This window comes from Streptomyces sp. 12E (assembly GCF_055633275.1).
The window spans coordinates 2489264-2512817 of sequence record NZ_JBVNCJ010000001.1 but is presented as its reverse complement, the minus strand read 5'-3'; the positions used below and the strand labels follow the sequence as shown (position 1 = coordinate 2512817).

Annotated in this window: 19 protein-coding genes and 2 tRNA genes; 17 read left to right on the top strand and 4 right to left on the bottom strand. The window is 70.2% G+C overall.

Annotation, left to right across the window (positions count from 1 at the left end; all coding sequences use genetic code 11):
* Positions 1-3: 3 nt before the first annotated feature.
* Complete coding sequence (locus ACZ8ZB_RS11775; RefSeq protein ID WP_470737660.1) at positions 4-1254, bottom strand: GNAT family N-acetyltransferase; 1251 nt, start codon at positions 1252-1254, stop codon at positions 4-6.
* Positions 1255-1415: 161 nt separating this feature from the next.
* Between ACZ8ZB_RS11775 and ACZ8ZB_RS11770 the strand changes: the two genes are divergently transcribed.
* Together ACZ8ZB_RS11770 and ACZ8ZB_RS11765 are read left to right on the top strand one after the other, a co-directional pair.
* Positions 1416-2594 carry a SpoIIE family protein phosphatase gene (locus tag ACZ8ZB_RS11770; RefSeq protein WP_470737659.1) on the top strand — a complete coding sequence of 393 codons (1179 nt, stop codon included), beginning with the start codon at positions 1416-1418 and terminating at the stop codon, positions 2592-2594.
* An 18-nt stretch (positions 2595-2612) separates the two neighbouring features.
* Positions 2613-3083, top strand: coding sequence for an HD domain-containing protein (locus tag ACZ8ZB_RS11765; protein ID WP_470737658.1), 471 nt, complete (start codon positions 2613-2615; stop codon positions 3081-3083).
* On the opposite strand, the gene ACZ8ZB_RS11760 is transcribed toward ACZ8ZB_RS11765, so the two are convergent.
* A complete protein-coding gene (locus ACZ8ZB_RS11760; protein WP_470737657.1) occupies positions 3080-4267 on the bottom strand; it encodes an acyltransferase family protein in 1188 nt (395 codons plus the stop codon). The genes ACZ8ZB_RS11765 and ACZ8ZB_RS11760 overlap by 4 nt on opposite strands.
* Positions 4268-4891: 624 nt before the next feature.
* On the opposite strand from ACZ8ZB_RS11760, the gene ACZ8ZB_RS11755 reads away from it, so the two are divergent.
* On the top strand, positions 4892-5086 hold the full coding sequence (locus tag ACZ8ZB_RS11755) for a hypothetical protein (protein ID WP_217127783.1): 195 nt from the start codon (positions 4892-4894) through the stop codon (positions 5084-5086).
* 182 nt (positions 5087-5268) lie between these two features.
* Here the strand turns inward: ACZ8ZB_RS11755 and ACZ8ZB_RS11750 are convergent.
* A tRNA-Gly gene (locus ACZ8ZB_RS11750) sits at positions 5269-5342 on the bottom strand.
* 167 nt (positions 5343-5509) lie between these two features.
* Here ACZ8ZB_RS11750 and ACZ8ZB_RS11745 point away from each other — a divergent pair.
* From ACZ8ZB_RS11745 to clpX, 5 genes are all read left to right on the top strand, one after another.
* Positions 5510-5586: transfer RNA gene (locus ACZ8ZB_RS11745), tRNA-Pro, on the top strand.
* Between the two features lie 166 nt (positions 5587-5752).
* Positions 5753-7147, top strand: a complete 1395-nt coding sequence (gene tig / locus ACZ8ZB_RS11740; protein WP_470737656.1) for a trigger factor — start codon at positions 5753-5755, stop codon at positions 7145-7147.
* Positions 7148-7501: 354 nt separating this feature from the next.
* A complete protein-coding gene (locus ACZ8ZB_RS11735) occupies positions 7502-8107 on the top strand; it encodes an ATP-dependent Clp protease proteolytic subunit (protein ID WP_167534721.1) in 606 nt (201 codons plus the stop codon).
* Between the two features lie 111 nt (positions 8108-8218).
* On the top strand, positions 8219-8911 hold the full coding sequence (locus ACZ8ZB_RS11730; RefSeq protein WP_470737655.1) for an ATP-dependent Clp protease proteolytic subunit: 693 nt from the start codon (positions 8219-8221) through the stop codon (positions 8909-8911).
* A gap of 180 nt (positions 8912-9091) precedes the next feature.
* A complete protein-coding gene (gene clpX, locus ACZ8ZB_RS11725) occupies positions 9092-10378 on the top strand; it encodes an ATP-dependent Clp protease ATP-binding subunit ClpX (RefSeq protein WP_470737654.1) in 1287 nt (428 codons plus the stop codon).
* Positions 10379-10451: 73 nt separating this feature from the next.
* Here the strand turns inward: clpX and ACZ8ZB_RS11720 are convergent, their stop codons facing one another.
* Entirely contained in the window at positions 10452-11408 is a 957-nt protein-coding gene (locus tag ACZ8ZB_RS11720) for a hypothetical protein (RefSeq protein ID WP_470737653.1), read from the bottom strand.
* Between the two features lie 137 nt (positions 11409-11545).
* On the opposite strand from ACZ8ZB_RS11720, the gene ACZ8ZB_RS11715 reads away from it, so the two are divergent.
* The 9 genes from ACZ8ZB_RS11715 to rodA all read left to right on the top strand — a co-directional run bounded on the left by ACZ8ZB_RS11715 (position 11546) and on the right by rodA (position 23487).
* Positions 11546-14170, top strand: a complete 2625-nt coding sequence (locus ACZ8ZB_RS11715) for a valine--tRNA ligase (protein ID WP_470737652.1) — start codon at positions 11546-11548, stop codon at positions 14168-14170.
* A gap of 196 nt (positions 14171-14366) precedes the next feature.
* The gene (gene folC, locus ACZ8ZB_RS11710; RefSeq protein ID WP_470737651.1) at positions 14367-15881 is read left to right on the top strand and encodes a bifunctional tetrahydrofolate synthase/dihydrofolate synthase; all 1515 of its coding nucleotides are present in this window, start codon (positions 14367-14369) and stop codon (positions 15879-15881) included.
* 6 nt (positions 15882-15887) lie between these two features.
* Positions 15888-16238, top strand: coding sequence for a DUF4233 domain-containing protein (locus ACZ8ZB_RS11705; protein ID WP_470737650.1), 351 nt, complete (start codon positions 15888-15890; stop codon positions 16236-16238).
* Between the two features lie 65 nt (positions 16239-16303).
* Complete coding sequence (gene ndk, locus ACZ8ZB_RS11700; RefSeq protein ID WP_470737649.1) at positions 16304-16717, top strand: nucleoside-diphosphate kinase; 414 nt, start codon at positions 16304-16306, stop codon at positions 16715-16717.
* Positions 16718-17023: 306 nt separating this feature from the next.
* Complete coding sequence (locus tag ACZ8ZB_RS11695; RefSeq protein ID WP_030818432.1) at positions 17024-18043, top strand: rod shape-determining protein; 1020 nt, start codon at positions 17024-17026, stop codon at positions 18041-18043.
* 173 nt (positions 18044-18216) lie between these two features.
* Positions 18217-19158, top strand: coding sequence for a rod shape-determining protein MreC (gene mreC, locus ACZ8ZB_RS11690; RefSeq protein WP_470737648.1), 942 nt, complete (start codon positions 18217-18219; stop codon positions 19156-19158).
* Positions 19159-19171: 13 nt separating this feature from the next.
* Positions 19172-19840 carry a rod shape-determining protein MreD gene (gene mreD / locus ACZ8ZB_RS11685; RefSeq protein WP_470737647.1) on the top strand — a complete coding sequence of 223 codons (669 nt, stop codon included), beginning with the start codon at positions 19172-19174 and terminating at the stop codon, positions 19838-19840.
* A 114-nt stretch (positions 19841-19954) separates the two neighbouring features.
* Positions 19955-22288 (top strand): penicillin-binding protein 2, encoded by a 2334-nt coding sequence (mrdA, locus tag ACZ8ZB_RS11680; RefSeq protein WP_470737646.1) that lies wholly within the window; start codon positions 19955-19957, stop codon positions 22286-22288.
* Positions 22285-23487: a rod shape-determining protein RodA gene (gene rodA / locus ACZ8ZB_RS11675; RefSeq protein ID WP_470737645.1), complete on the top strand. Its 1203-nt coding sequence runs from the start codon at positions 22285-22287 to the stop codon at positions 23485-23487. The genes mrdA and rodA overlap by 4 nt, the downstream gene beginning before the upstream one ends.
* The last annotated feature ends 67 nt before the right edge of the window (positions 23488-23554 follow it).

The following is a 23554-nucleotide window of genomic DNA, read 5'->3' as shown; positions in this document are numbered from 1 at the left end:
GGCTCAGAAGCCGTGCGGCAGCCACGGCGCCGGGTCGCTCCCGAACGCCAGGGACGCCTCCGCCAGCGCGCCCCGCCGCAGTTCGTCCACCCGGCCGGCCGCCGCGAGCGCCGTGAGGCTCGTGCCGCCCAGATAGGCCGCGCCCAGCTCCCGCACCGACAGGGCGAGATCGGCCGGGTCCTCGGCGCGTTCGCAGGACGCGCCCTTGGCGTCCCCGCTCAGTCGCCAACGGCCCGCGTTCCAGGGGCAGAAGGCGTCCTCCACCTCGAGGACGACGTCCACCGGGGCCCGGTACGTCCGCGCCCGGAGCGCCGCCCCGACGTCGACCAGCCGTACGTACAGCGCGTCCCGGAGCTCCGGCCGGCACCGGCGGATGTCCGACACCATGTGCTGCCACGCCTCGTCGACCGGCCGGCCGCGCACCACCAGCGTCGACGTCAGGTCGATGCCGAACAGGAACCGCCACAGCGCCGCCTCGGCCGCCGGGTCCAGCGCGGCCAGGGCGCTCAGGACCACCGACCCCTCGTGCCCCGCCGGACCGTAGTCCCCCTTCACCCGGAACCACGCGTACCCGACGGTCTCGCCGTCCCGTTCGGCGACGACGCCCTGCAGCGGCGACGCCCCGTCCCGGCTGCCCGCCGGGTCCAGCGTCCCCAGCCGCTCCCAGCCCGGCTGCCGCGCGAGCATTCCCGGCCGGCCCGGCACGAGCCGGGCGTACACCGCCTCGCACCGGTCGAGCACGTCGGCGGGGGCCGCGTACCGCACCCGTACGCCGTCCGTGCCGGGCGGGACCGACAGGCGCGTACGACTCGTGTCGATCTCGGCGTTCAGCTGGAAGGTGGCCGCCCCGTACCCGAACCGGCCGTAGATCGCCGGCTCGGAGGCGGTGAGCACCGCCAGCGGCTCGCCCCAGGACCGGACGTCGTCCAGCTGGCGCCGCATCATCGTCCTCAGCACGCCGCGCCGCCGGTGCGTGGCGGCCACACTGACGCCCGTGATGCCCGCGGCCGGCACGGAGTCACCGCCGGGAACGGTCAGCCGGAAGGAGAACGCGCCCGCCGTCCCCACGCACTCGTCGCCGTCCCAGGCCCCCAGGAAGCGGTCGTGCTCGGTGAGCGAGTTCCACAGCTCGCGTTCCTCGTCCGCCTCCTCGGCGCCGCCGAACGCACGGATCAGGTTCGCGTACCACTTGTCCCAATCGTCAGGGTGGAGTACTCGAAGTCCGGTTGCGGGGCTCGCCTGTTCGATCGCCATGGGCCATGCCTATCAGGGCCGTACAGGACGGGCGAGGCAATTTCTCCCGTGCGGCCCCACGGCGGCGTCCGGTGAAGTTGACTGTGAAGTCGGCCCCGACAAGGGGACAACCAGGACCTCCCGTGCCAAGTGGCCGGTCCGATGGATAGGGTCCCGAACTGATGGCAGCAGGACGAGAGCGGCGCGCGGAGGCCGAGACGTTCACGGCCCGGTTGAAGAAGCAGTGGCACCGGGCCCGCGTCGGCATGCGCCGGTCCGCCGTCGACTACTTCCGCGGGGACGGCTCCGACTGGGTCGCGCTGGCCGGACTGCTCCTCACCGTCCCGCTGATCGCGGCCGGGACGCTCACCAACTCCGTGTGGTGCGCGCCCGCCGCACTGGTCCTGCCGATCGTCGCCGGCGGCCTGCTGCTGCGCCCGGCGAGCCTGCTCGGACTGTACGCCGCCGCGGCGACCGCGCTGATCGTGGAGTCGGTGCTGCTCGGCCCCTACACCGAGGGCGCGGCCCGCGTCACACCCGGCGTGGTCCTCACCGTCGCCGCCTGCGGCTTCTTCGGTCTGCTCGTGGCCCAGTTCCGCAGCCGGGTGGGCGTGCCCTGGCGGCGCGGCGGCACCATGCTGTTCGACCTGCGCGAGCGCATCCGGGTGCAGAGCAAGCTGCCGAAACTCCCCGACGGCTGGCACCGCGAGATGGCCCTGCGCCCGGCGGGCGGACAGTCCTTCTCGGGCGACTTCGTGGTCGCGGCCCGCACCAACGGCGGGCGCACCCTGGAGGTCGTGCTCACCGACGTCTCCGGCAAGGGCATGGACGCCGCCTCGCGCGCCCTGCTGCTGTCGGGCGCCTTCGGCGGCCTCCTCGGCAGCCTCCCGCCGCACGCCTTCCTGCCGGCCGCCAACGGCTACCTGCTGCGCCAGGACTGGGACGAGGGCTTCGCCACCTCCATCCACCTGGTGCTCGACCTGGACACCGGCGACTACGAGCTCTACTCCGCCGGGCACCCGCCGGGCCTCCAGCTCAGCGCGGGCAGCGGACGCTGGGAGGAGAAGGCGGCCGACGGCCCGCTGCTCGGCGTCTACGACGGAGCCCAGTTCGACTCGGTGAAGGGCTCGCTGCGCCCCGGGGACGTGCTGATGCTGTTCACGGACGGCCTGGTGGAGACCTCCGACCGGGACATCGTGGAGGGCATCGACCGCCTCACCGGCGAGGCCGACCGCTACGTCGCCGGCGGTTTCCACGGAGCCGCCTGGCACCTCATCGAGGCGGTCGCCAAGGACGTCAACGACGACCGGGCCCTGCTGCTCATATGCCGGGAGGGCCCGACGGCCGCGGCGGTCCGCTGACCCGTGCACACTGGGCGGATGACCGAGACGACACCGCTGTCCCCGGCCGAGGTCGAGGCCGTCGCCCGCGCCGCGCACACCGGCCAGACCGACAAGGCGGGCCGGCCCTACGCAGAACACCTCCGGGCCGTCGCCGAGGGGGTACGGGCCCGCGGCGGCGACGAGGAGCAGATCGCGGCGGCCTGGCTGCACGACGCCGTCGAGGACCACAGGCTGTCGCGGCGCCGGCTGGAGGAGGCCGCGCTGACCCGGCGGACCAAGGACATCGTCCTCGCGGTCACCAAACGGTCCGGGGAACCCCCCGAGGCGTACGCGGCCCGGATCCTCGCCACGCCCGGCGCGCTCCTGGTGAAGGAGGCGGACCTGGCGCACAACGCCGACCCGGCCCGCCTGGCCGTACTGGACGGGCCGACCCGCGCACGACTGACCGAGAAGTACGCGCGGATGCGCGCACTCCTCGGTCTCGTGGCGGGGGAGGGCGACTCCTAGGCGGAGACCTTCTCGCGGGTCTCCTTCTTCTCCTGCCGCTCGGGCGCGCGGGCCGCTTCCGCGGTGTCCCGCTTGAACGCCCACTCCATCCTCGGCTCCATCACGAACCGGAACACCCGCCGCACGGGGGCGGTGCACAGCAGCGTCACCATGACCGCCGCCAGGACGCTCACGGCGATCTCGCCGAGCGGCTGGTGCAGCACGGAGTGCTCGAACCAGCCCCGGTAGTCGCCGGCCTTCACCACGAAGCCGTGCAGCAGGTAGCCGTAGAGCGTGCCCGCGCCGAGCGCCGTGAACCACGTGCGGCGGCCCGGCACCCAGGCGAAGAAGCAGGCGGTCAGCACCAGCGAGCAGCCGAACATCGCGAGCACCATGACCGGACCGGCCCACCACGGCGCGCCCAGCTCCTGCGCGGCGTCACGGTGGTAGAACCACGCGGTGTTCATCCGCGGCACCGCCCACCAGCCGAAGGCCAGCGCCGCCGCGAACACCGGCACCGCCGCGATCCGCACCGACCGGCGGCGCACCAGGTGGAAGTGGTCCGGCCGCAGGCACAGACCGAGCACGAAGTACGGCAGGAACTGCAGCACGCGCTGCAGGTCGAGGCCGTCGCCGATGGCGGGGGTGACACTGGCCAGCATGGCGATGCCGAGCGCCGGCGGCAGCGGGTGCCGTACCGCGTTCCAGATCGGCGTGGTCAGCCGCCACACGAACAGCGCGACCAGGAACCAGGTCAGGTACCAGGGGTCGAGCAGGCTGATCTCCTGCTCCGGGGCGTCGTCGACGACCCGCCGGAACAGGGGGTAGGCGGTCTCGAACACGATGTACGGCACGGCGACGCCGGTGATCAGCCGGCGCAGCCGGTCGGGCCGCATGTCGAAGCTGCGCGAGAAGAAGCCGGAGATGATGATGAAGGCCGGCATGTGGAACGAGTACACGACCGTGTACGCCGCCTCCAGGACCCGGCTGTCGCCCTTGAGGGGTTCCCAGGCGTGTCCGACCGCCACCAGCACGATCGCCAGGTACTTGGCGTTGTCGAAGAACGCGTCGCGCTGTCCGCCGGACGGCGCCGGCCGGTCGCCGCGCCGGCTCTCCGTCCGCGGGCTCGGCACTCCGGGCGCCGGCGGCCGTGCCGGGGGGAGCGGCGTTCTGCGGTTGCCGTACGGTCGCTGCGAGTTCGTCACTGACACTCCCGGCGGGGACTCGGGGAGCCGATCGGTGAGCTCGCTGCGCTTGCGGGGGACGAGGCAGCGTGGAACATCTGAGGCACCCTAGCGTCGTCCGCGGGATTTCGTAAAACGCCCGGCGCCGTCCCTGGTATTCGGTTCGGGAAACCCGGATTCGGGAAAGCGCGCGAGGTGATCGGCGTGATGACCAACACGCTGCGCGCATAAGGAACTTGGATGCGAAGCAGGGCGTCTTTGTCATGATTGTTCCGGATCAAACCGTGCACGAGGCCAGCAGGCGACTACGGCGGTATGTCCTGCTTCGGTGTGTATATCCCGTATTGCGTGAAGGGGTGTTGGAGTACCCGCGGCGGCAATTCGAATGAGCTGCGAACGCATTGTGTGGAGACGGAAACGATCCGGATGAATTCCCTGTGCGGGTGTTCTTTCGAATTGCCGTGCGACACGGCGCCGCCGGCCCGCGCGGACGGCCGCGTGCGGGCGGGCCGGCCGCGCCGGGACGGATGATGCGTCAGCCGCCGCATAGGGCGGCCGTGTTGGTGGCACGATGGTTCTGGCGGGGTGCGCGGGGTCGCGTCGCCCGGGCCGGGGAAGCGGAACCGACCGAGGGTGTGATCAGTTGTGGCCATTTCACTGTCCGTGGTGCTGCTGTTGGCGATCATCCTGGTGGTGCTGATGAGAAGCGGCTCCATCAAGGCGGGGCCGGCGATCGTCGCCGTCCTCTTCGGCTTCTTCCTCGCCTCCACCGGCATGGCCGACGACATCCAGCGGTTCCTGGACTCGATAGCCGAAATGATCAACTCCATCAGCTTCTGACCCCGCCCGCGGAAACGATCCGGGCCGGCCCGGGAGCCGCTCCCCGCCCCGTCCGCTTCGGCCGCCCGGCCTCCGTTCTCCTCCGCGAGCCCGCGGGCGACCGGGGAGCGGGACCGACCGGGGCCCGGAAAGCGATCAGGGCCAGGCGGAGGAATGATCCTCCGACCTGGCCCTGAGCCGTATGGAGCGGGCGACGGGAATCGAACCCGCGTAGCTAGTTTGGAAGACTAGGGCTCTACCATTGAGCTACGCCCGCACGGAGCGCGCCGCGCGTCGGTGGCCGCGGCACTGACAGGCATCGTAGCGGGTCGTACGCCCTCGTCGCACACCCCGTTTCCGTCCCGCCCCCCGGCACCCCGCCGCGCCCGCGAAAACGCGGCGGCCGTTCCGCCCGGGTGCATGTACCCTACGTGTCGCACCAGACGGGGTGTGGCGCAGCTTGGTAGCGCGTCCGCTTTGGGAGCGGAAGGCCGTGGGTTCAAATCCCGCCACCCCGACCAGCCACCTGCCTCATGCAGCGATGATCGCCTTTTGGGTGCCGTAGCCGCTGCCGTTACTATGCAAACTGCACGCCCTGTGTGTCTCTGAAGTCCTCCGGGCGGCGAATCGGCCGGACCCTTCTGGTCCCGGCAGAACCCGAGAAGTCAGCCACAAGGAGACCGAACCGTGAAGAGCGCCGTGGAGACCCTGAACCCGACCCGGGTTCGGCTCACTGTCGAGGTGCCCTTCGAGGAGCTCAAGGACAGCCTCGACGCGGCGTACAAGAAGATCAACCAGCAGGTCACGGTGAAGGGCTTCCGCAAGGGCAAGGTCCCGGCCCGGGTCATCGACCAGCGCTTCGGCCGCGGTGCGGTGCTGGAGGAGGCCGTCAACGACGCCCTCCCGAAGTTCTACACCGACGCGGTCAACGAGGCCGAGCTGAGCCCGCTGGGCCAGCCCGAGGTCGACATCACGGAGCTGAAGGACGGCGAGACGCTGAACTTCACCGCCGAGGTCGACATCCGCCCGGCCATCGAGATCCCGGACTACTCCGGCATCGAGGTCGAGGTCGACGCCGTCGAGGTCACCGACGAGGACGTCGAGAAGTCGGTCGAGCAGCTCCGCGAGCGCTTCGCCTCCACCTCCCCGGTGGAGCGCGCCGCCGAGGAGGGCGACGTCGTCACCATCGACCTGGAGGCCAAGGTCGACGGCGAGGTCCTCGAGGACGGCGTCGCGAACGGCGTGTCGTACACCATCGGCTCCGGCGAGCTGCTGGAGGGCATCGACGACGCCGTGAAGGGCCTGGAGGCCGGTGGCGAGGCCACCTTCACCTCCGAGCTCAAGGGCGGCTCGGCGGCCGGCAAGGAGGCCGAGGTCACCGTCAAGGTGTCCCAGGTCGCCGCCCGTGAGCTGCCGGAGCTGGACGACGAGTTCGCCCAGCTCGCGTCCGAGTTCGACACCCTCGAGGAGCTGAAGGCGGACAGCCGCAAGCGCCTGGAGAACATGAAGCAGTACGACCAGGCCACGCAGGCCCAGGAGCGCGTCCTGGAGAAGCTGCTCGAGCTGGTCGAGGTCCCGGTCCCCGAGAAGCTGCTCGAGGACGAGATCAACACCCGCAAGCACAACCTCGAGCACCACCAGCTCGGCCAGATGGGCCTCGACCTCGCGAAGTACCTGGAGATCCAGGGCAAGACCGAGGAGGAGTTCGAGACCGAGACCCGCGAGGCCGCGGTCAAGGGCATCAAGACCCAGTTCGTGCTCGACGAGCTCGTCAAGCAGGAGAAGCTGAACGTCAACCAGGAGGAGCTTACCGAGCACCTCATGCGGCGCGCCGCCTCCTCCGGCATGTCCCCCGACCAGTTCGCCCAGGCCGTCGTCGAGCAGGGCCAGGTCCCGCTCCTCGTCGGCGAGGTCGCCCGCGGCAAGGCCCTGGCCTCCGTGGTCGAGAAGGCCACGGTCAAGGACACCAACGGCGAGATCGTCGACCTCGAGGACGAGGACGAGGAAGAGGCCGAGGCCGCCGAGTCGGCCGAGGGCGCCGAGCAGACCGAGGCCGCGGCCGAGGAGAAGACCGAGGGCTGACCCTCGCGTCACACCTGACCGACGCACGCGGGGCCCCGGCGATCACGCCGGGGCCCCGCGTCGTGCGGCGGGACGACACCCCCGGGAACGCGCGGTGGCGGCCGGTGTACGGCTCCGCCGCGCGGGCGCGACCGGCCGCCCACGGGCCGCGGCCGCCCGCAAACCGAACAGGCGCCCCTCTACGCCCCCGGCGAACACCCCCGTTACCGGGATTCCCCGGCGGAGCCACCGCGTTAGGGTCCATGAATAACGGGGGGCCAGGAATCACGGCGAAACCGCCGGAGGCCCCCGCAGGGATACGTGAGACGGCCCGGCGCCGTCGCAAGACGAGCAGGTGGATACGTGACGAATCTGATGCCCTCCGCCGCCGGCGAGCCCTCCATCGGTGGTGGCCTCGGCGACCAGGTCTACAACCGGCTGCTCGGCGAGCGGATCATCTTCCTCGGCCAGCCGGTCGACGACGACATTGCCAACAAGATCACCGCACAGCTGCTGCTCCTTGCCTCCGACCCGGACAAGGACATCTACCTGTACATCAACAGCCCCGGCGGCTCCATCACGGCCGGCATGGCGATCTACGACACCATGCAGTACATCAAGAACGACGTGGTGACGATCGCCATGGGCCTGGCGGCCTCCATGGGCCAGTTCCTGCTGAGCGCCGGCACCCCCGGCAAGCGCTTCGCGCTGCCGAACGCCGAGATCCTGATCCACCAGCCGTCCGCCGGACTCGCCGGCTCGGCCTCGGACATCAAGATCCACGCCGAGCGGCTGCTGCACACCAAGAAGCGCATGGCCGAGCTCACGGCCCAGCACACCGGCCAGTCGGTCGAGCAGATCACCCGCGACTCCGACCGCGACCGCTGGTTCGACGCCTTCGAGGCCAAGGAGTACGGCCTCATCGACGACGTGATCGCCACGGCCGCCGGCATGCCGGGCGGCGGCGGCACCGGGGCCTGAGCGGCCTCACGGAGCCCGCACGGCCCCGTGGACGCCCCCGGGCCCCAGGGCCCGGCCGGACCAAGCCCCAGCAGCCCCAGCCGACCGCCTCAGCCCCTTTCAGGAGACACCGTGAACAGCTTCCCCGGCAGCGGCCTGTACGACCGCACGCCCGCCGCCTCCGAAGGCCGGTACACCGGCCCCTCGGCCGAGTCCCGCTACGTCATCCCGCGCTTCGTCGAGCGCACCTCCCAGGGCATCCGCGAGTACGACCCGTACGCGAAGCTCTTCGAGGAGCGCGTGATCTTCCTCGGCGTCCAGATCGACGACGCCTCGGCCAACGACGTGATGGCGCAGCTGCTGTGCCTGGAGTCGATGGACCCCGACCGGGACATCTCGGTCTACATCAACAGCCCCGGCGGTTCCTTCACCGCGCTCACGGCGATCTACGACACGATGCAGTACGTGAAGCCGGACGTCCAGACGGTCTGCATGGGCCAGGCCGCCTCGGCCGCCGCCGTCCTGCTGGCCGCCGGCACGCCCGGCAAGCGCATGGCGCTGCCGAACGCGCGCGTGCTGATCCACCAGCCGTACAGCGAGACCGGCCGCGGTCAGGTCTCCGACCTGGAGATCGCCGCCAACGAGATCCTCCGGATGCGGAGCCAGCTGGAGGAGATGCTGGCCAAGCACTCCACCCGGCCGCTCGACAAGATCCGCGAGGACATCGAGCGCGACAAGATCCTCACGGCCGAGGACGCGCTGGAGTACGGCCTGATCGACCAGATCATCACCACCCGGAAGATGGACAACGCCAGCCTGCGCTGACGCGGGGCGGGGAGTGACGTCTGCCGCCCCTTGGCACGGTTTGGCACGGTCCACGTCAAAGTGAACCGTGCCAAGGGGGGCCCGAACGGAGGGCTCGGCAGGGTACCGTCGGACATAAGGCAGCACCAGGAGCCGCCGGACGCCCACGTCCGCGTCTCCCAGGCGAAGGGGAAGCACACCGTGGCACGCATCGGTGACGGCGGCGATCTGCTCAAGTGCTCGTTCTGCGGCAAGAGCCAGAAGCAGGTCAAGAAGCTCATCGCAGGGCCTGGTGTGTACATCTGCGACGAGTGCATCGATCTCTGCAACGAGATCATCGAGGAAGAGCTCGCCGAGACCAGCGAGGTCCGCTGGGAGGAACTTCCCAAGCCCCGCGAGATCTACGAGTTCCTCGAGGGGTACGTGGTGGGACAGGAGGCGGCCAAGAAGGCCCTCTCCGTCGCCGTGTACAACCACTACAAGCGCGTCCAGGCCGGCGAGAACGGCGGCGCCCAGGGCCGTGAGGACGCCATCGAGCTGGCGAAGTCCAACATCCTCCTGCTGGGCCCCACGGGCTCCGGCAAGACCCTGCTGGCCCAGACCCTCGCCCGCATGCTGAACGTCCCGTTCGCGATCGCCGACGCCACGGCGCTCACCGAGGCGGGGTACGTCGGCGAGGACGTCGAGAACATCCTGCTGAAACTGATCCAGGCGGCCGACTACGACGTCAAGAAGGCCGAGACCGGGATCATCTACATCGACGAGATCGACAAGGTCGCCCGGAAGAGCGAAAACCCGTCGATCACCCGTGACGTCAGCGGTGAGGGTGTGCAGCAGGCCCTGCTGAAGATCCTCGAGGGCACCACGGCCTCCGTCCCGCCGCAGGGCGGCCGCAAGCACCCGCACCAGGAGTTCATCCAGATCGACACGACGAACGTGCTGTTCATCGTGGGCGGCGCCTTCGCCGGACTGGAGAAGATCATCGAGGGCCGGGCGGGCGCCAAGGGCATCGGCTTCGGCGCGACGATCATCTCCAAGCAGGAGCGGGACTCCAAGGACCAGTTCGAGGAGGTCATGCCGGAGGACCTGGTCAAGTTCGGCATGATCCCCGAGTTCATCGGCCGGCTCCCGGTCATCACGAGCGTCCACAACCTCGACCGCGAGGCCCTGCTCCAGATCCTCGTCGAGCCGCGCAACGCGCTGGTGAAGCAGTACCAGCGCCTCTTCGAACTCGACGGCGTGGAGCTGGACTTCGAGCGCGAGGCGCTGGAGGCCATCGCCGACCAGGCCATCCTCCGCCAGACCGGCGCCCGCGGCCTGCGCGCCATCATGGAGGAGGTCCTCCAGGGCGTGATGTACGAGGTCCCGTCCCGCAAGGACGTCGCCCGCGTGGTCATCACGGCCGACGTGGTCCTCTCCAACGTCAACCCGACCCTGATCCCGCGCGACGCCCGCGGCCGGGGCCCGGGCGAGCAGAAGACGGCGTAGCCGCCCCACACCGACGCGGAAGAGGGGCCCCGGCCGGTGCCGGGGCCCCTCTTCCGCGTGTGCACGCGCCGCGTCAGGCCTTGACGCGGACGTCCTTGCGGAACTTGGCGGTCAGTTCGGCGGCCTTCCCCAGGTCGGCGGGCTTACCGGCCATGGCGTCGGCCAGGTCGGTGTTCATGACCACGGCCAGCGTGCTGTGGTCGCCCCAGATGCACACCGGCATGCTGATCTCCGAAGGTCCGGAGGCCGGGTCGCCCGGGGCGGCACCGCTGTTCTTGCCCTTGATCTCCTGGCACTTCAGGACGGCGCCGTCCAGGGCGCTCGGCTCGAAGCCCTTCGGGCTGCCGACGAGCTCGGCCTCCTCGTCCCCGGAGGCCTCCCTCCTCATCTCCGCGAACATGGCGTCGACGGTCTTCTCCGGGTCGTCGATCTCGCCGTAGACGCCCGTGAAGTTGATCATCTTCATGGCGAACGGGTTGCTCTCGTCCCCGGCCTGGTAGGCCGCGCTGACGTTCTTGGCGTTCTTGACGCCGTGCTTCTCGGCTTCCTTCATGTCGTTCTCGTCGAATCCGCCGCTGTCCGCGGCGTCGCCCTTCTTGTACTCGCCGCCGAGCACGGTCGTCGGCGTCGTCAGCTTGTGCGCCCCGTCGTCCTCCAGGCCGCCCGCGCCGCCGCCCACGCCGATCACGAAGTACGCGCCCACGCCGAGGGCCGCGACGACCGCGACCGCGCCGATGATGATCCCGGCCTTCTTGCCGCCGCCGCCCGGGGCGGGGGGCTGGGGAGGCATGCCGTACGGGGGCTGGCCGTAGGGCGGCTGCTGGCCGTACGGGGGCTGCGGCGGCACGCCGGGCTGGCCGGGCTGCTGCGGGTAGCCGTAGCCGGGCTGGCCGGGCGGGGGAGCCTGCTGGGGGTAGCCGTAGCCGGGCTGCGGGGCCTGCGGCGGCTGGCCGTAAGGACCCGGCTGGCCGTATGGCCCCGGCTGCTGGGGCTGCTGCCCGCCGTACGGGCCCGGCTGGTTGTAGCTCATTACGGGGTTCCCCCTCCAAGTGCTTGTGCGTTGCTGACATCCTGGCTCAGGAGTGATGCGTTCAGGTCAGCGGGGGTCGCACCGTTACAGAGAAACGCGTTTCGGGACAGGCCCGTGACGCCTCTAAACTGAGCCCCGTGACCGAGAACGCTCAGCAGCAGCCACCAGCGCCCACCACCGAACTGCCGACCCAGTACGCGCCGGCCGATGTAGAGGGGCCGCTGTACGAGCGCTGGGTGGAGCGCGGTTACTTCGAGGCGGACGCGAAGAGCGACAAGCCTCCGTACACCGTCGTCATCCCGCCGCCGAACGTCACCGGCAGCCTGCACCTCGGGCACGCGTTCGAGCACACGCTGATCGACGCCCTCACCCGCCGCAAGCGCATGCAGGGCTTCGAGACGCTGTGGCAGCCCGGCATGGACCACGCCGGCATCGCCACGCAGAACGTCGTCGAGCGGGAGCTGGCCAAGGAGGGCAAGTCCCGCCACGACCTCGGCCGCGAGGCGTTCGTCGAGCGGGTCTGGCAGTGGAAGGGCGAGTCCGGCGGTCAGATCTCCGGCCAGATGCGCCGCCTCGGTGACGGTGTCGCCTGGTCGCGCGAGCGCTTCACGATGGACGAGGGCCTGTCCCAGGCGGTCCAGACCATCTTCAAGCGGCTCCACGACGACGAGCTGATCTACCGCGCCGAGCGCATCATCAACTGGTGCCCGCGCTGCCTGACCGCGATCTCCGACATCGAGGTCAACTACCAGGACGACGACGGCGAGCTCGTCTCCATGACGTACGGCGAGGGGGACGACACCATCGTCGTCGCCACCACCCGCGCGGAGACGATGCTCGGGGACACGGCCGTCGCCGTCCACCCCGAGGACGAGCGCTACAAGCACCTCGTCGGCAAGCTCGTCAAGCTGCCGCTGACCGACCGCTCCATCCCGGTCGTCGCCGACGAGCACGTCGACCCCGAGTTCGGCACCGGCGCCGTCAAGGTGACGCCGGCCCACGACCCGAACGACTTCGAGATCGGCCGGCGGCACGACCTGCCGTCCATCACCGTGATGGACGAGCACGCCGTCATTACCGTCCACGGCCCCTTCCAGGGCCTGGACCGCCTGGAGGCCCGCTCCGCCATCGTCGCCGCGCTGCGCGCCGAGGGCCGGATCGTCGCCGAGAAGCGCCCCTACGCCCACTCCGTCGGCCACTGCTCGCGGTGCAGGACCACCGTCGAGCCGCGGCTGTCCATGCAGTGGTGGGTCAAGGTCGGCCCGCTCGCCAAGGCCGCCGGTGACGCGGTCCGCGACGGCCGCGTCAAGATCCACCCGCAGGAGATGGAGAAGCGCTACTTCGACTGGGTCGACAACCTCCACGACTGGTGCATCTCGCGGCAGTTGTGGTGGGGCCACCGCATCCCCGTCTGGTACGGGCCCGACGGCGAGGTCGTCTGCGTCGGACCGGACGAGGAACCGCCCACCGGCGAGGGCTGGCACCAGGACACCGACGTCCTCGACACCTGGTTCTCGTCGGGCCTGTGGCCGTTCTCCACGCTCGGCTGGCCCGAGCAGACCGAGTCGCTCGCGAAGTTCTACCCGAACTCCGTCCTGGTCACCGGCTACGACATCCTCTTCTTCTGGGTCGCCCGGATGATGATGTTCGGCCTGTACGCGATGGACGGCACCCCGCCGTTCCACACCATCGCCCTGCACGGCATGGTCCGCGACCAGTTCGGCAAGAAGATGTCGAAGTCCTTCGGCAACGTGGTCAACCCGCTGGACTGGATGGACAAGTACGGCTCCGACGCCCTGCGCTTCACGCTCGCGCGCGGCGCCAACCCGGGCGTCGACGTGCCGATCGGCGAGGACTGGGTCCAGGGCTCGCGCAACTTCGCCAACAAGATCTGGAACGCGACGCGCTTCGCGCTGATGAACGGCGCGACGGTCGAGGGCCCGCTGCCGGACGCGTCGAGGATGTCGCCGACCGACCGCTGGATCCTGTCCCGGCTGAACTCGGTCGTCGCCGAAGTCGACGCGTACTACGACGACTTCCAGTTCGCCAAGCTGTCGGACGCGCTGTTCCACTTCGCGTGGGACGAGGTGTTCGACTGGTACGTCGAGCTGTCCAAGACGACGTTCCAGGCGGGCGGGGAGCCGGCCGAGGTCAGCAAGCGGGTCCTCGGCGAGGTCCTCGACGTCACGCTGAGGCTCCTCCACCCGGTGGTCCCGTTCGTCACGGAGACGCTGTGGACGACGCTGACGGGGGGCGAGTCGGTCGTCGTCGCCGAGTGGCCGTCCGACAGCGGCTTCCGGGACGCGGAGGCCGAGCGGGAGATCGAGACGCTGCAGTCCGTCATCACCGAGGTCCGCCGCTTCCGTGCCGACCAGGGGCTCCAGCCGGGCCAGCGGGTTCCGGCCCGCCTGACGCTCGACGGGACGGCGCTCGCCGCGCACGAGCCGGCCATCCGCCAGCTGCTGCGCCTGACGCCGGAGGGGGAGTCCTTCACGGCCACGGCGACGCTGCCGGTCGCGGGTGTCGAGGTCGCGCTGGACCTGTCCGGTGTGATCGACGTCGCCGCGGAGCGCAAGCGCCTGGCCAAGGACCTCGCCGCCGCCGAGAAGGAGAAGGCCCAGGCGACGGCGAAGCTCGGCAACGAGGCGTTCCTGTCGAAGGCGCCGGACCACGTCGTGGACAAGATCCGGGGGCGTCTGACCAAGGCGGACGAGGACATCGCACGCATCCAGGCGCAGCTGGAGAAGCTGCCGGAGGCGTAGGCGCCGACGCGTCGACGCAGGCTCCCGGTGCCCTGCCGGCACCGGGAGCCTCCGTGTGCCCGGGGGCCCGGGGCCGTATCGGTGTGCGGCTCCGCCGCGTGGGGGCGACCGGCCCCGACGCCCTCGCGCGCCACAGGGCACCAGCCGTCCCACTCCCGTGGGCCCCCCGTCGCCCGGCCTCCGTAGACTGGTCCCCGTGAGCGACATCCCCGGCGAGAACGATCAGCCAGACCCCCTCGACTCCTTCGACGAGATCATCGACGCGGAGACCACCCGCGACCCCGACCTCGCCGTCATCGAGGCCGGCAGCCGCACCCTGCGCACCCAGGGCGGCCCGCCCCAGGCCGACGTGCCCGCCCGCCCCGAGGACCCCGAGGTCGACAAGGCCCTGCGCGAGGTCGAGGCGGAGCTCGCCACCCGCTGGGGCGAGACCAAGCTGGAGCCCTCGGTCGCCCGCATCGCCGCGCTGATGGACGTCCTGGGCGAGCCCCAGCGCTCGTACCCCTCGATCCACATCACCGGCACCAACGGCAAGACCTCCACCGCCCGCATGATCGAGGCCCTGCTCGGCGCCTTCGAGCTGCGCACCGGCCGCTACACCTCCCCGCACGTCCAGTCGATCACCGAGCGGATCAGCCTCGACGGTGCCCCGGTCTCCGCCGAGCGGTTCATCGAGACGTACCAGGACGTCAAGCCGTACGTCGAGATGGTCGACGCGGCGCAGGAGTACCGGCTGTCCTTCTTCGAGGTGCTCACCGGCATGGCGTACGCCGCCTTCGCCGACGCCCCCGTGGACGTGGCGGTCGTCGAGGTCGGCATGGGCGGCAGCTGGGACGCGACGAACGTGATCGACGCCGGCGTCGCCGTGGTGACGCCGATCGACCTCGACCACACCGACCGGCTCGGCACCACGCCCGCCGAGATCGCCGCCGAGAAGTCCGGCATCGTCAAGCGGGACGCGACGGTGATCATGGCGCAGCAGCCGGTGGAGGCCGCGCAGGTGCTGCTGAAGAAGGCCGTCGAGGTGGACGCGACGGTGGCCCGGGAGGGCCTGGAGTTCGGGGTCGTGGCCCGGCAGGTCGCCGTCGGCGGCCAGTTGGTGACGCTGCGCGGACTCGGCGGCGAGTACCCCGAGGTGTACCTCCCGCTGCACGGCGAGCACCAGGCCCACAACGCGGCCGTGGCGCTCGCCGCGGTGGAGGCGTTCTTCGGCGTCGGCGCCCAGCACGCCCAGCCGCTCGACGTCGACACCGTGCGCAAGGCGTTCGCCGCCGTCGCCTCACCGGGGCGGCTGGAGGTCGTACGGCGTTCGCCGACCGTCGTCCTGGACGCCGCCCACAACCCGGCGGGCGCGCGGGCGGCGGCCGCGGCGATCGGGGAGGCGTTCCAGTTCAGCCGGCTCATCGGTGTGGTCGGCGCGAGCGGCGACAAGAACGTGCGCGGGCTGCTGGAGGCGTTCGAGCCGGTCTTCGCCGAGGTCGTCGTCACCCAGAACACCAGCCACCGCGCGATGGGCGCCGACGAGCTGGCGGCGGTCGCCGTCGAGGTGTTCGGCGAGGACCGCGTCCAGGTCGAGCCGCGGCTGCCGGACGCCCTGGAGGCCGCGATCACGCTGGCCGAGGAGGAGGGCGAGTTCGCGGGCGGCGGTGTGCTCGTCACCGGTTCCGTCATCACCGTCGGCGAGGCCCGACTGCTCCTGGGGAGGGGCTGAGATCCCGTGCGTACGCTCTGCGCTTCCACCCTGATCGGCGAGTTCTTCATCATCGGTTTCGCCGGGCTGGTCGCGATGAAGGACGCGGACCTGTCCACCGGCACGGTGTGGACGGTCTGCGGCATCGCGATGTTCCTGTGCGTGGCCCTGTGCGGGGTGATCACGCGACCCGGCGGGGTGGCCCTCGGCTGGGCGCTGCAGGTCGCCCTCGTCCTCTCCGGCGTCTTCGTCCCGATGATGTTCTTCATGGGGGCGCTCTTCGCACTGCTGTGGTGGGCATCGGTGCACTTCGGGCGAAAGGTGGACGAAGCGAAGGCCCGTTTCGCCGCGCAGGCGGAGCGGCCTGACGCTGCATGACGGATGTCCCGACACGCCCGGTAACCTCGTGTTCCCGCACCACTTCACGCACAAGGAGCTCCGTCGTGACCCAGCGCACCCTCGTCCTGCTCAAGCCCGACGCCGTACGTCGTGGCCTGACCGGCGAGATCATCAGCCGTATCGAGCGCAAGGCCGGCTGGCAGATCACCGCGCTGGAGCTGCGCGACCTGGACCAGGACACGCTGGAGCAGCATTACGGCGAGCACAAGGGCAAGCCGTTCTACGAGCCGCTGATGGAGTTCATGGCCTCCGGCCCGGTCGTGGCGATGATCGTCGAGGGCGAGCGGGTCATCGAGGGGGTACGCCAACTGGCGGGCCCCACCGACCCGATCGCCGCCGCGCCGGGTTCGATCCGCGGTGACTTCGGTGTGATCGTCCGGGAGAACCTGATCCACGCCTCCGACTCCGAGGAGTCCGCCGAGCGCGAGGTGAAGATCTTCTTCCCGGGTCGCGCGTAACTTCGCGCATAACGATCACGTCGCGGCCGAGTACAGTGCGTTTGGCCGTCTCTCGGGTGGTCTGGGGGCTTTGCCCCCGGACCCTTTTTTGGCATATGCGCGGCGTTCGGGGGAACGGATGCCCCCGATGGGCCGTCTCCGCAAGCAGGGGGAGACGCCATCTGATGACAATGGCGAAGACCCTCGCGCGGTGCTCGCGAAGGCGCGTCTACGATGGAAGCATTCACGTCACCGCACCCACCTCGCCGACCTGAAAAGCCCTCAAAAGCTCGTGGGAAGGCCAGACGAATCCTGATGGGGAACTCAATGTCGTTCATCGGCCGTGACATGGCTGTCGACCTCGGGACCGCCAACACGCTGGTGTACGTCAGGGGTCGTGGGATCGTACTCAACGAGCCGTCCGTCGTCGCGATCAACACCAACACCGGCGGCATCCTCGCGGTCGGCTCCGAGGCGAAGAAGATGATCGGGCGCACGCCCGGCAACATCGTCGCCGTGCGTCCGCTGAAGGACGGTGTCATCGCCGACTTCGAGATCACCGAGCGGATGCTCCGCTACTTCATCCTGAAGATCCACAAGCGGCGGTACCTGGCTCGTCCGCGGGTCGTCGTCTGTGTGCCCTCGGGCATCACCGGCGTCGAGCGCCGCGCCGTCATCGAGGCGTCGTCCCAGGCCGGCGCCCGCCAGGTGCACATCATCGAGGAGCCCATGGCCGCCGCCATCGGCTCCGGACTGCCGGTCCACGAGGCCACCGGCAACATGGTGGTGGACATCGGCGGCGGCACCACGGAGGTCGCGGTCATCTCCCTCGGCGGCATCGTCACCGCCCAGTCCATCCGCGTCGCGGGCGACGAGCTGGACAACGCGATCATCCAGCACATCAAGAAGGAGTACTCCCTCCTGCTGGGCGAGCGGTCGGCCGAGCAGATCAAGATCACGATCGGTTCGGCGTACGACCTGGACACCGACGAGCACACCGAGATCCGCGGCCGGGACCTCGTCTCCGGGCTGCCGAAGACCGTGGTGATCTCCGCCACCGAAGTGCGCAAGGCGATCGAGGAGCCGGTCAACGCCATCGTGGACGCGGTCAAGACGACCCTCGACAAGTGCCCGCCGGAGCTGTCGGGCGACATCATGGACCGGGGGATCGTGCTGACCGGCGGCGGGGCCCTGCTGCGCGGCCTCGACGAGCGGCTGCGCCGGGAGACGGGCATGCCGATCCACATCGCCGAGGACCCGCTGGACAGCGTGGCGCTCGGATCCGGCAAGTGCGTCGAGGAGTTCGAGGCGCTTCAGCAGGTGCTCGACGCCCAGCCGCGCAGATGACGCGACGCTTCGGTTCCGCCGTACGGGATGTTCACCCTCCGTACGGCGGATCTCTGATATAGAGGCATAATCTCCCCACAACGCCTCGAAACATCATTCGAAGCACCTTCAACACACCTGAACAGACCCCCACCTCATACCCGTTCTCGACGAGGAAGGCACGGCCGCCGCACGTGAGGGACACACGAGAGAGCCGGCTGCTCCTGGTGCTGCTGATCGCCATCGCGTTCGCACTGATCACGGTGGACATCCGCGGCGGGGAGGATTCACCGGTCGACGGTGCCCGACAGGCCGCGGCGACCGTCTTCGGCCCGATCGAGAACGGCGTGTCCGGCGCGGTCGACCCGATCGGCAACGCCGTCTCCGCCGTCCGCGAGTCGGGTGACCGGCACGACCGGCTCGCCGAGCTGGAGAGGGAGAACACCGCGCTCAAGGCCGAACTCGGCAGCGACGACCGCAGCCGCAGCCGCCTCAAGCAGCTCGACGAACTGCTGAAGATCTCCGGCCGGGGCCAGTACGGCATCAAGGGCGCCCAGGTCATCGCCATAGGAGCGGCCCAGGGCTTCTCCTGGACCATCACCATCGACGCCGGGGCCGACGACGGCATCGAGCGCGACATGACCGTCCTCAACAACGACGGACTCGTCGGCCGCGTCACCACCGTCGGCCCCGACACCGCCACCGTGCTGCTCGCCACCGACCCCGACTTCACCGTCGGCACCCGCATGGAGGCCACCGACGAGCTCGGCTTCGCCTCCGGCCAGGGCGACCGCCCGCTGCGCGTCGAACTCCTCAACGGCAGGGCCGAGATCAAGAAGGGCGACCGTCTGGTCACCTTCGGCTCCCAGGCCGACAAGCCGTTCGTGCCCGGTGTTCCCGTCGGCGTCGTCTCCCGCGTCGACCCCTCCGGCGGCGGCCTCACCCGCACCCTCTCCGTCACGCCGTTCGTCAGCTTCAGCAAGCTCGACGTGGTCGGCGTCGTCGTCCAGGCCCCGGAGAAGGACCCGCGCGACACGGTGCTGCCCAAGAAGCCGAAGCCGACCCCCACGCCGACCGTGACGGTGACCGTCACGCCCTCCGCCTCTGCCGACGGCCTGAACCAGCAAGAGCAGTAGGAGCTGTCACCCCATGCGCGTCAACCGGATCCTGCTCTCCAGCTCGCTGATCGTCGTCGCCCTGGTGATCCAGGTGAGTGTCCTCGCCCGGCTCCACCTCCCGGGTGCCGTCCCCGACCTGCTGCTGCTCACCGTCCTGGGCCTCGCCCTGGTCTACGGCCACGTCGGCGGCGCCCTCGTCGGCTTCGCCGCCGGACTCCTCGCCGACCTCGCCCCGCCCGCCGACCACGCCGCCGGACGCTACGCCCTCGTGCTGTGCGTCATCGGCTACCTCGCCGGACTCGTCAAACCCGAGAACGGCCAGGTGAAGTCGGCGACCGGCCCGATGACCGTGGTCGTCGCCGCCGCCGTCGGCTCCACCCTGCTCTACGCCGGCGTCGGCGCCCTCGTCGGCGACACCGCCGCCCGCCATGTCGGCCTGGGCGGACTGCTGTTCACCGCCGCCCTGTACGACCTGCTGCTCGCGCCGTTCGTCGTCCCCGGCGTCATGGCCCTGGCCCGGCGCGCCGAGAACGACCCGCTCGCCGAGACCAACCCCGCCAAGTCCGGCGACATCTCCTCCGGCTGGCTCTCCGGCGGCACCGGACTGCGCATCGGCGGGCAGCGGGGCGGACTGCGCGTCAAGGCGGCCCGCGCCCGGATGGCCCGCGCCGGACGGATCAAGGGGGTCAAGCGCCTGTGACCTCGCACAACTTCACCGGAACGAGTGAACGACGGCGGAACGCGGGCGCACGGCCCGGCCGTTCACCCCTCGTACCCGCACCCGCGTACGCGCTCTGAGAGAGGAGGAAACCGCGTGACCAACATCCCCGAGACCGGCCGCAGCCCGCGGGTCCAGATCCGGCTCGTCGTCATCCAGGTCCTCGTCATCTCCCTCCTCGGCACCCTCGGCGGGCGCCTGTGGTACCTCCAGATCCGCGAGGGCGACCAGTACGCCAAGGAGGCCTCCGGCAACCACGTCCAGCAGGTCGTCCAGCCCGCGGTCCGCGGCTCCATCCTGGACGCCCGCGGAGTGCCCCTCGCCGACAACGAGACCCGCCTGGTCGTCTCCGCCTCCCGCACCGACCTGCTGAAGATGAAGGACGACGGCAAGGCGGTCCTCACCAAACTCGCCGGCGTCCTCGGCATGGACGCCGAGGAGGTCCTCCGGAAGGTCCGCCTCTGCGACGCCGAGACCCCCCAGCCCTGCTGGAACGGCTCGCCGTACCAGCCCATCCCCATCACCGACGAGGCCACCGCCAAGCAGGCCCTGCAGATCCGCGAGCGCGCCGAGGACTTCCCCGGCATCACCGCCGAACCGCAGGCCCTGCGCCGCTACCCGAGCCCCGGCAAGGCCAACACCGCCCAGGTCCTCGGTTACCTCTCGCCCGTCACCGACGAGGAGATCACCAAGGCCCAGGACACCAGCTCGCCCTACCTGCGTTCCGACATGGTCGGCCGCTCCGGCCTGGAGCGCCAGTACGACAAGCAGCTGCGCGGCAAGGCCGGCGTCACCCGCTACGAGGTCGACAACCTCGGCCGCGTCATCGGCGAGGCCGAGTCCGACCCCGCCGAGCCCGGCGCCAACCTCGTCACCAGCATCGACGCGCGCGTCCAGCGCATCGCCGAGTACGAGCTGAACGAGGCGATGAAGGACGCCCGCAAGGTGGTCGACCGCAACACCAACCGCCCCTACGAGGCCGACTCCGGCGCCGTCGTCGTCATGGAGGCCAGGACCGGCCGCGTCGTCGCCATGGCCTCCAACCCGACCTACGACCCCAACGCCTGGGTCGGCGGCATCTCCGCCAAGGACTACGCCGCCCTCACCGGCAAGAAGTCCAACTACCCGCTGCTCAACCGCGCCATCCAGGGCCAGTCGGCGCCCGGCTCCATCTTCAAGGTCATCCCCACGGCCGCCGCGATCAACGCCGGCTACTCCTTCGAAGGCCCCTACGACTGCTCCAGCTCGTACTCCATCGGCGGACAGGTCTTCAAGAACTTCGAGTCGCAGAACCACGGCCCGATCAGCCTCGGCCGCGCCCTGGAGGTGTCCTGCGACACCGTCTTCTACGCCCTCTCCCACGAGGAGTGGAAGCGCGACGGCGGCAACAAGCCGAAGAAGGACGCCGACGACTGGTTCTACAAGACGGCCCACCAGTTCGGCCTCGGCGCCGAGACCGGCATCGACCTGCCCAACGAGGTCACCGGCCGCGTTCCCGACCGCCAGTGGAAGCTCGACTACTGGACGGCCAACAAGGACGCCTGGTGCAAGTACGGGAAGAAGGACGGCAGCTACGCCGAGAAGATCGCCTACGAGAACTGTCTCGAAGGCAACCGACTGCGCGCGGGTGACTCCGTCAACTACTCCATCGGCCAGGGCGACACGCTCGTCACCCCCATCCAGATGGCCACCGTCTACGCGGCCCTCGCCAACGGCGGCACCCTCTACGACCCCACCGTCGGCAAGGCCGTCATCAGCCCCGACGGCAAGACGGTCACGGAGATCGAGCCCCAGCCGCACGGCAAGCTGCCGATGACGAAGAAGACGCTCAGCCAGATAGACGAAGCCCTCGAGGGAGTCGCCACCCGCGGTACGGCCGCGTGGCGATTCGGGGGCTGGCCACAGGACGAGATCCCGATGCACGCCAAGACCGGTACCGCCGAGGTCCACGGCAAGCAGACCACCTCATGGTTCGCCACGTACACCAAGGACTACTCGATCGTCATGACGATCTCCCAGGGTGGTACGGGCTCCGGTGCCTCGGGCCCCGCCGTGCGCAACATCTACAACGCCCTGTACGGCGTCTCCGAGGACGGGGAGATCGACAAGAAGAAGGCGCTGCTGTCCACGCCGCAGAAGAACCTCCCCAAGGTCCGCACGGACGGCACCATCACGTCCCCGAAGATCTCCAAGGACCCCGCCAAGGACCGGGCGACCCCCTCGCCCGACGCACAGGCCACCACCCCGCAGGGCGACCCGGCCGACCCGCAGCAGACCGGCACGGTCCCCTCACCGGAGAACACCAACCGCGACACCCGCCGCCGCGAGCGACGGCGGGGCGGCGGCGGACCACGACGCGGCGACGGACGCCCCCGCCACCGCGCACACCACCGGTGCGGCCGCAGCGGAGCACGGAGGACGGCGTCATGACCGGCGGCGTCAACAGCTTCCAGGTCTCCGGATACGGACCGGAGCGGGCCGGCTGGACACGGGTCTTCGCCCGCGACTCCCTGGCCCGCCGCCTCGACTGGCCGATACTGTTCTCGGCGCTCGCCCTGTCCCTGCTGGGCTCGCTCCTGGTCTACTCGGCCACCCGCAACCGCACCGAACTCAACCAGGGCGACCCCTACTACTTCCTGGTCCGGCACTGGCTCAACACCGGCATCGGACTCGCCCTGATGATCGGCGTCCTCTGGCTCGGCCACCGCACCCTGCGCACGGCCGTGCCCCTGCTGTACGGCGCCTCCGTCTTCCTGATCCTGCTGGTGCTCACCCCGCTGGGCTCCACCATCAACGGCGCCCACTCCTGGATCAAGCTCCCCGGCGGCTTCTCCCTCCAGCCCTCCGAGTTCGTGAAGGTCACGATCATCCTGGGCATGGCGATGCTGCTCGCCGCCCGCGTCGACGCCGGCGACAAGCCGTACCCCGATCACCGCACGGTCCTCCAGGCCCTCGGGCTGGCCGTCGTCCCCATGCTGATCGTGATGCTCATGCCGGACCTCGGGTCGGTCATGGTCATGGTCATCATCGTGCTCGGCGTGCTGCTCGCCTCCGGCGCCTCCAACCGCTGGACCTTCGGCCTGCTCGGCGCCGGAGCGATCGGCGCGGTCACCGTCTGGCAGCTCGGCATCCTCGACGAGTACCAGATCAACCGCTTCGCCGCCTTCGCCAACCCCGAGCTCGACCCCGCCGGCGTCGGCTACAACACCAACCAGGCCCGCATCGCCATCGGCTCCGGCGGACTGACCGGCTCCGGCCTCTTCCAGGGCTCCCAGACCACCGGCCAGTTCGTCCCCGAACAACAGACCGACTTCGTCTTCACCGTCGCCGGTGAGGAACTCGGCTTCGTCGGCGGCGCACTGATCATCGGCCTGCTCGGCGTCATCCTCTGGCGCGCCTGCCGCATCGCCCGCGACACCACCGACCTGTACGGCACGATCGTCGCCGCCGGCGTCGTCGCCTGGTTCGCCTTCCAGTCCTTCGAGAACATCGGCATGACCCTCGGCATCATGCCCGTCACCGGCCTGCCCCTGCCGTTCGTCTCCTACGGCGGCTCCTCCATGTTCGCCGTCTGGCTCGCCGTGGGCCTGCTGCAGTCCATCCGGATACAACGCCCGATGTCCGCGTGACCCTCACGGGCGCGGAGCGGCGGTCCACCGCCGCTCCGCGCCCGTGACGACTAGATTCACCCATGAC